Origin of the sequence: Kitasatospora sp. NPDC051914 (assembly GCF_040680995.1) — a bacterium.
Taxonomy (GTDB): Bacteria; Actinomycetota; Actinomycetes; order Streptomycetales; family Streptomycetaceae; genus Kitasatospora.
On sequence record NZ_JBFAXX010000029.1, the window covers coordinates 15,792 to 28,684 of the forward strand.

Annotated in this window: 13 protein-coding genes and 1 pseudogene; 9 read left to right on the forward strand and 5 right to left on the reverse strand. The window is 71.7% G+C overall.

The annotated features are described in order from the left end of the window. Positions 1 to 837: 837 nt before the first annotated feature. Entirely contained in the window at positions 838 to 1,716 is an 879-nt protein-coding gene (locus AB0M03_RS20290; RefSeq protein WP_363492941.1) for an SDR family NAD(P)-dependent oxidoreductase, read from the forward strand. Positions 1,717 to 1,891: 175 nt separating this feature from the next. Next, positions 1,892 to 2,503 carry a TetR/AcrR family transcriptional regulator gene (locus AB0M03_RS20295; RefSeq protein ID WP_363492942.1) on the forward strand — a complete coding sequence of 204 codons (612 nt, stop codon included), beginning with the start codon at positions 1,892 to 1,894 and terminating at the stop codon, positions 2,501 to 2,503. 204 nt (positions 2,504 to 2,707) lie between these two features. Here the strand turns inward: AB0M03_RS20295 and AB0M03_RS20300 are convergent, their stop codons facing one another. After that, positions 2,708 to 3,568, reverse strand: coding sequence for an NAD(+)/NADH kinase (locus AB0M03_RS20300; protein ID WP_363492943.1), 861 nt, complete (start codon positions 3,566 to 3,568; stop codon positions 2,708 to 2,710). Between the two features lie 245 nt (positions 3,569 to 3,813). On the opposite strand from AB0M03_RS20300, the gene AB0M03_RS20305 reads away from it, so the two are divergent. Further along, entirely contained in the window at positions 3,814 to 5,652 is a 1,839-nt protein-coding gene (locus AB0M03_RS20305; RefSeq protein WP_363492944.1) for a glycoside hydrolase family 15 protein, read from the forward strand. Here AB0M03_RS20305 and AB0M03_RS20310 read toward each other — a convergent pair. Genes AB0M03_RS20310 through AB0M03_RS20320 form a run of 3 tightly spaced genes read right to left on the reverse strand, consistent with a single transcriptional unit; the run spans position 5,627 to position 7,595 of the window. Next, entirely contained in the window at positions 5,627 to 6,082 is a 456-nt protein-coding gene (locus tag AB0M03_RS20310) for a MarR family winged helix-turn-helix transcriptional regulator (RefSeq protein WP_363492945.1), read from the reverse strand. The genes AB0M03_RS20305 and AB0M03_RS20310 overlap by 26 nt on opposite strands. Positions 6,083 to 6,088: 6 nt before the next feature. Then, complete coding sequence (locus AB0M03_RS20315; RefSeq protein WP_363492946.1) at positions 6,089 to 6,733, reverse strand: NAD(P)-binding domain-containing protein; 645 nt, start codon at positions 6,731 to 6,733, stop codon at positions 6,089 to 6,091. Between the two features lie 49 nt (positions 6,734 to 6,782). Further along, positions 6,783 to 7,595 (reverse strand): inositol monophosphatase, encoded by an 813-nt coding sequence (locus AB0M03_RS20320; RefSeq protein WP_363492947.1) that lies wholly within the window; start codon positions 7,593 to 7,595, stop codon positions 6,783 to 6,785. 115 nt (positions 7,596 to 7,710) lie between these two features. Here AB0M03_RS20320 and AB0M03_RS20325 point away from each other — a divergent pair, with 115 nt between their 5' ends. Together AB0M03_RS20325 and AB0M03_RS20330 are read left to right on the forward strand one after the other, a co-directional pair. Further along, positions 7,711 to 8,655 carry a LysR family transcriptional regulator gene (locus AB0M03_RS20325; protein ID WP_363492948.1) on the forward strand — a complete coding sequence of 315 codons (945 nt, stop codon included), beginning with the start codon at positions 7,711 to 7,713 and terminating at the stop codon, positions 8,653 to 8,655. 387 nt (positions 8,656 to 9,042) lie between these two features. Then, entirely contained in the window at positions 9,043 to 10,041 is a 999-nt protein-coding gene (locus AB0M03_RS20330; RefSeq protein ID WP_363492949.1) for a sigma-70 family RNA polymerase sigma factor, read from the forward strand. Here AB0M03_RS20330 and AB0M03_RS20335 read toward each other — a convergent pair. Next, positions 9,997 to 10,317 carry a hypothetical protein gene (locus tag AB0M03_RS20335; RefSeq protein WP_363492950.1) on the reverse strand — a complete coding sequence of 107 codons (321 nt, stop codon included), beginning with the start codon at positions 10,315 to 10,317 and terminating at the stop codon, positions 9,997 to 9,999. The genes AB0M03_RS20330 and AB0M03_RS20335 overlap by 45 nt on opposite strands. A 166-nt stretch (positions 10,318 to 10,483) precedes the next feature. Here AB0M03_RS20335 and AB0M03_RS20340 point away from each other — a divergent pair, with 166 nt between their 5' ends. The 4 genes and pseudogenes from AB0M03_RS20340 to AB0M03_RS20355 all read left to right on the forward strand — a co-directional run bounded on the left by AB0M03_RS20340 (position 10,484) and on the right by AB0M03_RS20355 (position 12,890). Continuing rightward, positions 10,484 to 11,044 (forward strand): dihydrofolate reductase family protein, encoded by a 561-nt coding sequence (locus tag AB0M03_RS20340; RefSeq protein ID WP_363492951.1) that lies wholly within the window; start codon positions 10,484 to 10,486, stop codon positions 11,042 to 11,044. A 34-nt stretch (positions 11,045 to 11,078) separates the two neighbouring features. Then, a pseudogene (locus tag AB0M03_RS20345) lies at positions 11,079 to 11,279 on the forward strand (DUF4287 domain-containing protein); the annotation flags it as partial. A gap of 22 nt (positions 11,280 to 11,301) precedes the next feature. After that, a complete protein-coding gene (locus AB0M03_RS20350) occupies positions 11,302 to 12,093 on the forward strand; it encodes an alpha/beta fold hydrolase (RefSeq protein WP_363492952.1) in 792 nt (263 codons plus the stop codon). 530 nt (positions 12,094 to 12,623) lie between these two features. Continuing rightward, positions 12,624 to 12,890, forward strand: coding sequence for a hypothetical protein (locus tag AB0M03_RS20355; protein ID WP_363492953.1), 267 nt, complete (start codon positions 12,624 to 12,626; stop codon positions 12,888 to 12,890). Positions 12,891 to 12,893 lie beyond the last annotated feature (3 nt).

Here is a 12,893-nt window from a genome sequence, read left to right on the forward strand (position 1 = left end):
CGGAAGGACGGGGGATGCGGGTTCCACGGTGAAGGACGTGTCTGCTCCAGGATTTCCGCGCACGCGGGCATGGCCGCCGAGTGCGGGAAGAAAGGACCGGTGGGCGGTGGGGCCTCACCCGTGTACGGGGCGAGGGCGGCAGGCCGGAGCACACCCGCGTACGGGTGTTGCTGTCAGGCCCGGGCCACCAGCGGTGGTCCTCTCCGGGGCACGCACCTGGCCAGGAGGACCCCGTGCATGCGGACGGCCGGCATGCTGCGGACCGGAACGCTCGGCCACTGCGGGACGGGGCACCTGAGAACGGGCAGGACCAGACGGCGCAGCACCAGGGCGGCGAGCCGCCGCAGGACCCGGTCGCCGTGCAGCAGACACAGGGCGGTACCGGCACCCGCGGGGACCGCCACCGCCGCGACCAGCAAGAACGCGCACGAACCGCGGGAATGGTGCGCAACCGGAGCGCTGCGCCAACACCGGGCTCCCCCAAGCATCTTGTACGGCGCGTCCACTGGGGCGGGCGTTGGAGGGCCCCCGGCCCACCGGCCACCGGCCGTGAGCCGAACCACCACGCCGCGGAACCGGAACCGGCCGCAGGCGGCCCGACAGGGCGCGGCAGCGGCCCCGGCACAAGCTGCCACACCGTCAGGTTGGCCAGGCAGTAGGCCGCCACCGGGGCGAGCCACACCGCGAGCGGTAGGCACCGGGGCCGATCGCCCCGGGGCCGCTGCCACGCTCCAGCACCGCCCGAACCAATCCCCGGAGCCAAATCGGATAGGTCATCCGCATCTGCTATGGTGAAGACAAGCGGATAAACTATCCACATAGAGGGCGGGTTGCGCGATGAAGCAGACAGCGGTGGTCACGGCAGGGACAGCGGGAATCGGGCTGGAGACCGCCTTGGGGCTGGCCGCGGCAGGCCTCGAGGTCACCGTGGTGGGGCGCAACGCCGAGCGCGGTGCCCGTGCGGTCGAACGGATCAACTCCACGGCACCGGCGCATCCCGCCCGGTTCCTGGCCGCCGACCTCGCCTCGCTCGATGCGGTCCGCGCCCTCGCCGACCGCATCGTCGCCAACGGCCCACTGACCGTGCTGGTCAACAACGTCGGTGCGATGTTCCCGGACCGGCAGGACTCGGTCGACGGGATCGAGGCGACGTTCGCCGTCAACCACCTTTCGCCGTACCTGCTGACCGAACTGCTGCTGCCCGCGCTGCGGGCCGGTGCGCCGAGCCGGATCGTGAACGTCACCTCGGGCGCGATCGGCGTCGCCAAGCGCGTCTTCGACGCCGTCGAGCCGCCCGGCGGCTACTACGGCTTCCACTGGTACGGCCGCGCCAAGCTCGCCAACCTCGCCTATGCGCTGGAGCTGGCCGGCCGGCTCGACGGCACGGGCGTCTCGGTCTTCGCGGCCGACCCCGGCGGCGCCGCGACCGACATGACCAACGGCACCATGCGCGACCCGAAGATCGTCTCGCCCGGGCTGCGGCTGCTCTGGCCGCTGGTCCGGCGGAAGTTCGAACGTTCGACCTCGGGCCCGGCATCCGTGGCGGCCAAGTCCTCGATCTTCGCCGCGACCGACGGCTCGCTGACCGGCCGGACCGGCGTCGTCATCGGACCTGAGGCGCTTCCGGTCGCCCCCTTCCGGCCGGCAACGGACCCGCGGATCGCCGAAGCCGTCCGGCACCTCAGTGAACGCCTCGCGCCACTCACGGCCGGGTGAGGACACCGAAGCGGGCAGCCCCGGAGGCGCGCCGAGGGTCGGCGACGGCGGCCCTCGGTGACCTCGCGTCACGTCTCGGCGTGCTCGGCACGGGGCTGCCCCGAACGGGAAACGGGGGCTCGTCCGATGCGCGAACAACAGAAATGCGGATGAGCCGTCCGATTAGACTTCCCCCATGACGACCGCACCCCTACGCAAGGACGCCGCCCGCAACTGGGAACGGATCGTCGCCGTGGCCCGCGATCTCGTCGACGAAGGCACACCCCTGCAGCTCAACGACGTCGCCCGCCGCGCCCATCTGGGCGTTGGCACCGTCTACCGCCACTTCCCCACCGCCGATGCGCTCCTGGAGACCGTTGCCGCCCCCTGCCTGGAGGCACTCGCCGCCCACGGCGAGCAGGCGCTGGCCGATGACAACCCCAAGCGCGCCCTCGCAGGCTTCCTGACACACACCATCGAAGCGCAGGTCACCGACGCTTCCCTGTCCGCGGTCACCTCCGCGCCCACGGACGCTCTGCCGCGCACCACCGAACTGAAGCTAACCCTGCGGTCGGTCGGCGGGCAGTTGCTCGAGCGGGCCTGCGCCGCCGGGGTCGTGCGCGCCGACCTGACCTCCGACGACCTGGTCCCGCTCATGTGCGGGATCGCCTACGCCGCGAACGTCCACGCCGTCCCCGCCACCCGCGTCGAGACCGCCCGCCGCTATCTGGGCATGCTTCTGGAGGGCTTGTGCATCCAGAACTCCGGCGGTGACCCTGCGCCGACAGGGGACGGCAGCACCGGCTGATGCCGCCCCTACGGGTACGGTCGGCCGGTCCCGCACGAGCTGCGGGGCAGGCCGGCGGCACTCTGTTGGCGGGTCAGCCGGCGCGGGGACGCGAGGCGGACGGGCATTCGCCGAGCGCCGCCTCCCGGTCGACCGGGCCGAGGTCTGCCACGCTGGGCCGTGGCCCACCGAGGCCGGAAGAGGATTTCCCACGGGGCCGGAGAGTCAGCCGTGTTCCGCCGAGCCGGTGAGCCGGAGTTTGCGTTGGGCCCGCTGGTAGAACGTGGTGTGGCCGAGTCGCACGACGCGTGCGGCGGCGGGCAGCATGGTCACCTCGACGACGCCGCCCGGTGAGAGGTGGCCGACCAGGAGGCCGTCGGCCTCGACGGCGAGGTCGCCGCTGTGCGGCAGGACTTCCAGGTCGAGTCGCTCGCCGCTGGAGAGGAAGACGGAGCGGTTGAACGCGGCGTGCGGAGCCACGGGGGTGATCAGCAGGCCCTCCGCGTTGGGCGAGACGATCGGGCCGCCGGCGGAGAAGCTGTACGCGGTGGAGCCGGTCGGCGTGGCGACGACGACCGCGTCGGCGGTGTAGGCCACGAAGGGCTCGCCCTGGACCCGTACGGCGACGGTGGCGGACTTGTGTCCCGGGCTGCGCAGGAGCACGACGTCGTTGAGTGCCGTCTCCTGGGCATCGCCGAAGCGGGCGTGGACGCCGGAGCGGGCTTCGATGGTGAAACGGCGCGCGTCGATGGCGTCCAGTGCGGCAGGAAGTTCCGGTATGTCGACCTCGGCGAGGAAGCCCAGGCGCCCGACGTTGACACCCAGGACCGGCGCGTGGCCCCTGGTCGAGAGCCGCATGGCGCGCAGCATGGTGCCGTCCCCGCCGAGGCTGATCATCAGGTCGGCGCTCGTGGCCATCTCCTCGGCCTCGACCGGAATGGCCTCGCAGCCGATCCGGGCCACCTCCGCCGCCAGCCCCAGGACCTTCGTCCCCCGGGCCCGGCTCCAGCGGATCACGGCCTCCACGGTGGGCGCGCAGGTGCGCTCGGGGTGGAGTACCAGCCCCACCGTGCCGATGAATCCCATCCGGGGCACCTCGATGTCGGCCGGCCCACTGTTGCTCCTTCCAGTCACGCACAGCCGGTCGCCACCTTCAAGGTCACCGCCTTCAAGGTCACCGGCCGGCCCTCGTGACGGCGGTCTTCGGCTGCCGGTCAGCGTGCTGCACTCCCGCGGTGCACCGGTTCGCTTCGGCGCTCGAATATGCCGCGATCTAGCATGAAGCAAGAGGTTCGGCTCAATGCCCCGCACCACCGGGTGAGGAGGCCGCCATGGCGCAGGAGAGCAGAGGCGGATTCGGGCCACTGGGCGGTTCCCGGTATCTGCCGATCTCCGAGCACGGCCTGATCGGTGATCTCCGTACCGCCGCGCTCGTCGCCACCGACGGCACCATCGACTGGTACTGCTGCCCGCGCTTCGATGCACCCAGCGTGTTCGCGTCCATACTCGACGCCGACCGGGGCGGCAGCTTCGAACTGTCCGCGGACGTGGCGGCCCGTACCCGGCAGTTCTACTTCCCCGACACCAACGTCCTGATCACGCGGTTCTTCGCAGCGGACGGTGTGGCGGAGATCCAGGACTTCATGCCCGTCGTTGACGAGTCCCGCGAGGCGGACCGCCACCGGCTGATCCGGCGGGTGATCTGTGTCCGCGGGGTGCTCCCGTTCCGGGCGAAGGTCGCCCCGCGCTTCGGCTACGGGACCGAGGCGCACACCGTGGAGCTCGAGGGTGGCCACGCGGTGTTCCGCTCCCCTTCACTGTCCTTGGCGCTGACCGCGACCGTGCCGATCGAGACCGACGGCGTGGATGTGTGGTCGCACTTCAAGTTGCTGGAGGGCGAGTCCGCGGTGTTCGCCTTCGACCGGGTGAGCGCCGATGTCAGCCCGCGTGGCTGCGCCGGCCTGGAGGCGGAGCGGCAGTTCGAGGCCACCGTCCGGTTCTGGCGCCACTGGCTGTCCCGCTCGCGCTACCACGGACGGTGGCGGGAGATGGTGCATCGCTCGGCGCTGGTCCTGAAGCTGCTCACCTACGCGCCCACCGGCGCGATCGTCGCCGCGCCGACCACCAGCCTGCCCGAGCAGATCGGCGGCGAGCGCAACTGGGACTACCGCTACGTCTGGGTCCGTGACGCGGCCTTCTGCATCTACGCCATGCTCCGCCTGGGCTTCACCTCGGAGGCCGAGGCGTTCATGGGCTTCATCTCCGAGCACGGGATCATGCGGGGCACCAAGGAGACCGGACCGCTGCAGATCATGTACGGCATCGACGGACGCTGCGACCTGCCCGAGTACGAGCTGTCCCACCTCGAGGGTCACCTCGGGTCCGCGCCGGTGCGGGTGGGGAACGCCGCCACCGGGCAGCTCCAGCTGGACATCTACGGCGCGCTGCTCGACTCCGTCTATCTCTACGACAAGTGGGGACAGCCGATCAGCAGCGGTCACTGGGACGAGGTCGGTGCCGTGGTGGACTGGCTCTGCGAGCACTGGAACCAGCCCGACGAGGGGGTCTGGGAGACCCGGGCGGGCAGGCGCAACTTCGTGTACTCGCGGCTGATGTGCTGGGTTGCGCTGGAACGGGCGATACGGATGGCGAACCGGCGCGGGCTCCCCGCCGACCTGCCCCGCTGGCGGCAGTCCCGTGACGCGATCTACCGGCAGATCATGGACCGCGGCTGGTCGGCCGAGCGCGGCGCGTTCGTCCAGGGGCTGGACGACAAGGTCCTCGACGCGTCCCTGCTGATGATGCCGATGGCCAAGTTCGTCTCGCCGACCGACCCCAAGTGGCTCTCCACCCTGGACGTGCTCACCTCGGACCTGGTCTCCGACTCCCTGGTCTACCGCTACGACCCGGCGGCCAGTCCGGACGGACTCCGGGGCTCCGAGGGAACCTTCTCGATCTGCTCCTTCTGGTACGTCGAGGCGCTGGCCCGGGCGGGTCGGCTGGAGGAGGCCCGGCTGGCCTTCGAGAAGATGCTCACCTATGCCAACCATGTCGGCCTGTTCGCCGAGGAGATCGGCCGGACCGGCGAACAGCTAGGCAACTTCCCCCAGGCGTTCACCCATCTCTCGCTGATCAGCGCTGCCTTCAATCTGGACCGCGCTCTGGGCTGACGGCGGCGTCGCAGGAGTCGGCGCCGATGTCGCAGGACGCGCCGCCGGGTTCGCCCTCCGCGACGGTGCGGGCGAGCCGGGCGAGCAGGGCCCGGAACACTTCGCGCTCGTCCTCGTCGATGACGGACAGCAGCTCGTCCTCCGCCGCCCTCACCTGTCGCTGCAGGTCATGGAGGGTTTCGACGCCCTGCCGGGTCGCGACGATCTTGCGCCGGCGGCGGTCGGCAGGGTCGAGCCGGCGCTCCACCAGGCCCGCCGCCACCAGGTCGTCGAGCAGGTAGGTCATCACCGTGCGGTCGATCCGCAGGTAGCCGGCCAGCGCGACCTGGTTCGGCCCGTCGCCCTCGACCACGGCCGCGAGCGTCTGAAAGCCGCGGGCGCCCGGCTGCCTCGCACGAGTCCGCCACTGCTTCGGTCCGCGCCCGGTCATGGTGGGTCAGCGGGCGAGGGAGACGGCGAAGGGCTTGAAGCCGTGTCGGCGCAGGATGTGGGGAACCACGAGGATCATGGCCTCGGTGGCGCGGGCCGTGGTGATGCCGCCGAGGTCCTCGATCCGTTCGGGCTGCCAGCCCAGGTCGCCGAGCAGGCCGGTGACGGTCTTCTTCGCGTGTTCGTCGTTGCCCGAGAGGTAGGCGGTCGGTGGGGTGGCCAGGGTTTCGGGAGCGGTCATGACCATGAACAGCATGGTGTTGAGGGTCTTGACCACATGGGTGTCGGGGAGGGCGGCCTGGAGTTGCTCGGCGAGGCTGCTGCCGGGATAGCACAGGTCGCCGGGCAGGCCGTCATCGGCGTCGCGGGTGGCGTTGGAGACGTCGATGAGGATCTTGCCGGAGAGCTCGGTGCGCAGGCCGACCAGGCGGTCCAGGGAACTGTCGCCGGGCGTCGCATTGATCACGATGTCCGCGGTGCGGGCAGTGGTGCGCTGGTCGGCGAAGGCGATCCGCGGGGCGAGCCCGGCGGCGCGGGCTGCGGTCTCTTCCGGGTTCCGGACACCGAGGGTGACACGGTGTCCGGCTGCGGAGAGCTTGCCGGCGAGGTTGGTGCCGACGCGGCCTGTGCCCAGGATGCCGATGCTGGTCATGAGGTGACGCTCCTTGCGGTATCGGGGTGGGTAGAGCGGAGGTGCCCGGTCAGGCGATCGGCGCGAGGACCTTGAGGGCGGCGGTGTGGATGCCGGGGGCGGCGGCCAGGAAGTCGCGGCTACCCGTGGTCCAGGGTTCGCCCGCCAGGTCGGTGACGGTGCCTCCGGCCTCGGAGACCAGCAGGGCCCCGGCGACCAGGCCGGAACGGACGTCGGAGAACTGCCAGAACGCGTCCATCCGTCCGGCGGCGACGTGGATGAGCTGCATCGTGGCGGGAACGGACACGCGCACGACCAGGCCGTTGATGAGCATGGCGGTGACCGAGTCACCGATCCGCCGGAAGGTTCGCTCGTCCTCGCCGGGCCTGGCCTGGCCGGTGCCGACGAGCGCGGCGCCCGGATCGGTCTTGGCGGAGACCTGCAGGGGCCGGTCGTTGAGGCGGGCACCGCCGCCGGCGACGGCGGTGTAGGTGTCGCCGGTCAGCGGCAGGTGGACGACGGTGAGCACCGGCTGGTTGTCGCGGACCAGGGTGGCGGTCACGGCCCAGTCCTCCATGCCGTGGACGTGGTTGATGTTGCCTTCGGCGGGGTCGACGACCCACCACTCCCCCGACGGGAGCGCACCGCCGGCCAGCTCGTCCTCGGCCCACTGCGATCCGGGCCGGGCCCGCAGCAGCGGCTCCCGCAGCACGTCCAGCACCGCATCGTCGTTGGCGTGGATCTCGGCGACGACCTCGTCCAGGCTCACGCCCCGGGCGTGCGGGGTGTGGCGGGCGCGCAGGGTGATGCCTGCGGTCTTCACCGCGGCGGTCACGTCGGACAGGAGCGTGGTGTCGGCGGCGAAAGGCATGGCTGTGCTCATGGCGGGCTCCTTGGGTTCGATGTGTGCGGGCGGCTTGTCTCGCGCCTGCACTTCGAAGGTAGGCCGCCTGGCCATTAACAACAAGTGCATGCTTGTCACTTGTAGAGTTACTGTCATGCAACTGGATCTGAACCTGCTCACGGCCCTGGACGCCCTGCTGGAAGAGGGCAGCGTCGCCGGCGCCGCAGCACGCCTCCACGTCACCGCACCGGCGATGAGCCGCTCCCTGGGCCGCATCCGCAAGGCCACCGGTGACCAGATCCTGGTCCGCACCGGCCGCAGCATGGTTCCCACCACCCGCGCGCTGGCCATGCGCGCCCAGGTCCACGCCCTCGTGCAGCAGGCCCACCAACTTCTGTCCGCGCAGCAGGAACTCGACCTGGCGGCTCTGGACCGGGTGTTCACCGTGCGCTGGCACGACGCCCTGACCGCCGCCTGCGGCACCGCCCTGATCACCGCCGTCCACCACCGGGCCCCCGGTGTCCGGCTGCGCCTGTCGGCCGAACCCGGGACGGACGACGCCGAGTTGCGCCGGGGTGAGGTCGACCTCGAATCGAGCTCCAGCGCTCCGACGCTCCCCGACATCCGCCACCGCCTCGTCGGCAGCGACCGGTTGGTCGTCGCCGTCCGACCGGGCCACCCGCTCACCGAAGGTCCGCTGAGCATCGAGCGCTACGCGGCCGCCGAACACCTCACCGTTTCGCGGCGCGGAAACCTGCGCGACCCGATCGACGACGCCCTGACCACCCGCGGCCTCGAACGCCGCGTCGTCGCCGCCGGGCCCACCGCCGCCTTCGCACTGCAACTCGCCCTCGACACCGACCTGGTCGTCACCCTCCCCGACGCGGTCACCCGCGCAGCCCGGGAACAACTCGGCCTGGCCGCACTGCCGCCGCCACTCCCCCTGCCCGAGGTACCCCTGTACCTGCTGTGGCACCAGCGCTACGACGACGACCGCGCCCACACCTGGCTGCGGGACCTGGCCACCGAAACCGTCCAGGCACTGTTCGCACCACCGACCGCCCCTCCACAGCCCCTCACCAACCGGACCGGGCAGTGACGGATACGCCCGGGAAAGGCCTGTGGCAGCCGACTCCCGCTCTCGCGAACAGCACAGAGGTGGTCAGCTGGTCCGGTGTCCCGCGGGCCACCTGTCGCATTCGCTAGGCGCTGCTGGTAGGACCGGTGTTCCGCCCAGTCGTAGCCGTGCCCGAACAGCAGCCCCCCGGCGCGACCAGAGCCGGCACAGGGGTAGAGGTGGCCCATCCAGAACAGCCTCCCCTCCAGCAACTCGGGGCGCAGGCCGAAGGGTCCGCCGTGGTAGCCGGGTATCCGTGTGGGACGTACATCCGCGTCGTTGGTCACGCTGGTCATCATGCCGCGTTGCCATCCGGCCGACGGGGCTGGTGTCAGGCGATCTTTGCGGGACAGCCCTTAGGGTGGGGCCGTGTCTGTGACCAAGGATCGTGATGACGTCGCCGAGCAGCTCGAACCGTTCCGGAGGGAGCTGACGGCGTACTGCTACCGGATACTCGGTTCCGCGTTCGAGGCCGAGGACGCGGTGCAGGAGACACTGGTCCGCGCCTGGTCGAAGTACGCGGGATTCGAGGGGCGTTCGGCACTGCGGACGTGGCTCTACCGGATCGCGACCAACGTGTGCCTGGACATGGCGCCGGCCGCGCAGCGGCGGGCCCGGCCGATGGACCTGACTTCGCCGGTGGCGGCGTCCGCGCCGGACCTCACGCAGTTGGAGGAGAACATCTGGGTGGGGCCGGTCCCCGACCGGCGGGTGCTGGGCGGCGATCCGGCCGAGGTGGCGGTGGGCCGGGAGACGATCCGGCTGGCGTTCGTCACGGCTCTGCAGACGCTCCCCGCCAGGCAGCGGGCGATCCTGGTGCTGCGGGAGGTGCTGGCGTGGTCGGCGGCGGAGACCGCCGAGCTGCTGGAGACGTCGGTCGCCTCGGTGAACAGCGCGCTGCAGCGGGCGCGTGCCACGCTGGCCGAGGGCGGCGGGATCCCTGAGAGCGACACGTACAAGCCGCTGGACGAGGCCCAGCAGGCGCTGCTGGCGCGGTACGTGCAGGCGTTCGAGGCGTTCGACATCGAGGGGTTGAAGAAGCTCCTGCACGAGGACGCCGTGCTCAACATGCCGCCCTACCGGATGTGGGTGCGGGGTGCGGTGGAGCTGGGCGAGTGGTGGCTCGGTGCGGGCTGCGGCTGCCGCGGGTCGCGGCTGCTGGCGGTGGAGGCGAACGGCTCGCCCGCCTTCGCGCAGTACCGGCCGGCCGAGGACGGGAACGGCTGGACGCCGTGGGGCATCACGGTGCTGGAGATCACCGACGGGCGGATCAGCACCATGACCAACCACATGGACACCGAGCGGCTGTTCCCGCTGTGGGGCCTACCCATGCGGCTCCCCGCCACCGGCGCCGCCTCCGGCGTCTGACGGGTCCTCGCAGCGCAGCACTTCCGCCAGGCCGGTCAGCGCCAGCAGCAGCCGCAGGCGCCGGCCGGCCCCGCGCAGGACGAGGTCGGCGCCGGCCCGCCGGGCAACGAGTCCCAGGCCGGCCAGCCGGTCGAGGTCGGCGGGGCCGGGCGCCGTGAGGGACGCGACCTCGCAGACCACGAGCCGGACGGCGGGCCGCTCGGCGAGCAGCCCGGCCAGGCGCTCCGGCAGCAGCGGGCCGTCGCCCGGGACGGCCGGGAACGCGGGAAACAGCAAGCTCTCCACACCTATGGAGACCCCTCGACGGCCCTCGATTCATCGGCGCGCACGGGCCCCTGCAAAAAATCCTGAAAACTTCCGCCGAGGACCGATGAGTCCGAGCGCGGTGCCCCGTCTGACCGGGTGAGAGCAACCGACACCCGAGAAGCACAGGGAGCACCCCATGAGGAAGATTACCGCCGGACTGTTCATCGCCGCCGACGGCGTCGTGGAGAGCCCGGAACAGTGGCACTTCCCGTACTTCAACGACGAGATGGGCGCAGCCGTGACCGCCCAGCTCGGTGCGGCCGACACCGTACTGCTCGGCCGCACCACCTACGACACCTTCGCCGGCGCCTGGCCTGCCCGGGAGGACGCGGGCGGCGAGGACGCCCCGATGGCCAAGGCGCTCGGCGACGCCCGCAAGATCGTCGTCTCGAACTCGGAGCTGGAGTTCACCTGGCGCAACTCCGAGCAGCTCGAGGGCGACCTGGTCGAGGCCGTCACAGCCCTGAAGCAGGAGAGCGGCGGCCCGATCGGCATGTCCGGCTCGATCTCGGTGGTGCGCGCGCTGCTGGCCGCCGGACTGATCGACGAGCTGCACCTGTTCGTCCACCCGATCGCGGTCGGCAGGGGGATGCGCCTGTTCGACGAGACCGCCGACCCGATCCGGCTGAAGCTCCTGAGCAACACCGTCTTCACCACGGGCGTGCTGCACACCGTCTACGGCCCGGCCGACAAGTAACTTACCGACGAAAAAACACCATGCCCACCCCGGCCAAGGGCCCGCCGGTTACTTCCCCTCGATCGAGAAGAAGTACGGCCGGCCGATCGCCGAACGGCAGCAGCTGATCCGCTCCTCGCCGCTGACCCGGCACACGGAACCGGTCGCCCGGCTGAAGACCGAACACGGCCTGGGCCACGGCCACGCCAACGCCCTGGTCGCACACACCCTCGCCACCGGGAACACCACCCGCTGACCCGCCCGGAAGGACTTCTCCCATGACCAGCGTCGTCTCTGCCGACGGCACCACCATCGCCTGCACCGCGATCGGCAACGGCCCGGCCGTCGTCTTCGTGGACGGCGCCCTGTGCCACCGGAACTTCGGGCCCGCCCGGGCGGTGGCCGAGCAGCTCGCCGCCCACCACACCGTGCACACCTACGACCGGCGCGGCCGCGGCACCAGCGGCGACACCGCGCCGTACGCCGTGGAACGGGAGGTCGAGGACCTGGCCGCCGTGATCGCCGCTGCCGGCGGGAGCGCTGCGGTGGTCGGCATCTCCTCCGGCGCGGCGCTCGCCCTGCGCGCCGTCTCGAGCGGCATCGGCATCAGCCGTGTCGCCGCGTACGAGCCGCCGTTCAGCACCGAGGACGGGCAGCGCGAACGGTTCACCGCCTACGCGGCCGGCCTGTCGGCGGACCTCGCCGACGGGCGGCGCGGGGACGCGGTCGCCCGGTTCATGACCTTCGCCGGAGCACCGGAGCCGATGGTCGAGCAGCTGCGCAGCTCGCCCGCGTGGCCCGCGTTCGAAGCGGTGGCGCCCACCCTGGCGTACGACGCAGCGGTCCTCGGCGCGGCGTCCGGGGCGGGCGTCCCCGTCGACGCGCTCGCCGGGGTCACCGTGCCCGTCCTCGCCCTCGACGGCGGCGCCAGCCCCGAGCTGCTGCGCGCCCCGGCCCGTGCGGTGGCCGCCGCGGTCCCCGGCGCCGAGTACCGGACGCTCCCGGACCAGACCCACGAGGTCGCGGCCGACGTCCTCGCCCCGGTGCTGCTGAAGTTCTTCGCCGCCTGATCCGGCGGATCTGCGGGCGGCCGCAGCACTCGGCCCGACCTGTGGTCAGAGGCACGGCGCGTCCGGCACAGGTCCAGGCGCGTCGCTCGGCAGTCCGTTACTCCAGGACCGCGCGGAAGGTGCGCCTGCCGACGCGTCGCATCGGCGGGTGCGGATGGGCCAGTAGATATGACGTACCGTCACTCGCACGGCTCGGCTCGCGGGGTCTTCGGCCCACGGCCACTGTGCCGTGTCGGCGGCGAGGTGTCCGGGGCGCCGTGTACGGAGCGTGAGGACGGGGCGGATCACACAGCGTCAACAGTCCCTGGTGTCCTCCGATGCAGGTTGCGCCCGAGACCCGCTGTGCCAGGCTGGAAGTACCCGGATTCAGGCGGCTGTCGGCACGCAACTCGGCCGTCGGGTTTCCCATTTGACCGGGTCCGATCCGCCGGCGACATCGCCGGGGGCCACCGTCGGGTGTGCGTGCGGCTTTGCGCGGCGGTGGCCTCGTGCTCCGGGTCCGGTCGTTCTCCGAGCACGAGGAGAGCGCTGTGAGCCTGGTGCAGATCGCGGGTTCCGCGGAGGTCCTGCGCGCGGTGGTGGCCATGCCGGAGATCGAGGACGTCCGGGCGAGCCTGGTGACGCTCGACGACGGGAACCTCCGGGTCGCCGCCTACGCGTCCGACGAGGCGGTCGAGGCGGCGGTCGCGGCCGGCGCCGTGGTGGTGGTGCTGGTCTCGACCGAGGCGGTCGCCGAGCAGCAGAGCCGGCTGGCGGCGGTGATCGAGCAGGGCCGCGGGGCCCGCGGGGAGGTGTGAGCG

What these genes read in the sequence shown, in the direction of transcription:
- AB0M03_RS20295 (WP_363492942.1), top strand. Translation starts at nt 1,892, where the DNA reads ATGACGACCGCACCCCTACGCAAGGACGCCGCCCGCAACTGGGAACGG.
- AB0M03_RS20350 (WP_363492952.1), top strand. Translation starts at nt 11,302, where the DNA reads ATGACCAGCGTCGTCTCTGCCGACGGCACCACCATCGCCTGCACCGCG.
- AB0M03_RS20340 (WP_363492951.1), top strand. Translation starts at nt 10,484, where the DNA reads ATGAGGAAGATTACCGCCGGACTGTTCATCGCCGCCGACGGCGTCGTG.
- AB0M03_RS20305 (WP_363492944.1), top strand. Translation starts at nt 3,814, where the DNA reads ATGGCGCAGGAGAGCAGAGGCGGATTCGGGCCACTGGGCGGTTCCCGG.
- AB0M03_RS20300 (WP_363492943.1), bottom strand. Translation starts at nt 3,568, where the DNA reads ATGGGATTCATCGGCACGGTGGGGCTGGTACTCCACCCCGAGCGCACC.
- AB0M03_RS20315 (WP_363492946.1), bottom strand. Translation starts at nt 6,733, where the DNA reads ATGACCAGCATCGGCATCCTGGGCACAGGCCGCGTCGGCACCAACCTC.
- AB0M03_RS20320 (WP_363492947.1), bottom strand. Translation starts at nt 7,595, where the DNA reads ATGAGCACAGCCATGCCTTTCGCCGCCGACACCACGCTCCTGTCCGAC.
- AB0M03_RS20310 (WP_363492945.1), bottom strand. Translation starts at nt 6,082, where the DNA reads ATGACCGGGCGCGGACCGAAGCAGTGGCGGACTCGTGCGAGGCAGCCG.
- AB0M03_RS20325 (WP_363492948.1), top strand. Translation starts at nt 7,711, where the DNA reads ATGCAACTGGATCTGAACCTGCTCACGGCCCTGGACGCCCTGCTGGAA.
- AB0M03_RS20290 (WP_363492941.1), top strand. Translation starts at nt 838, where the DNA reads ATGAAGCAGACAGCGGTGGTCACGGCAGGGACAGCGGGAATCGGGCTG.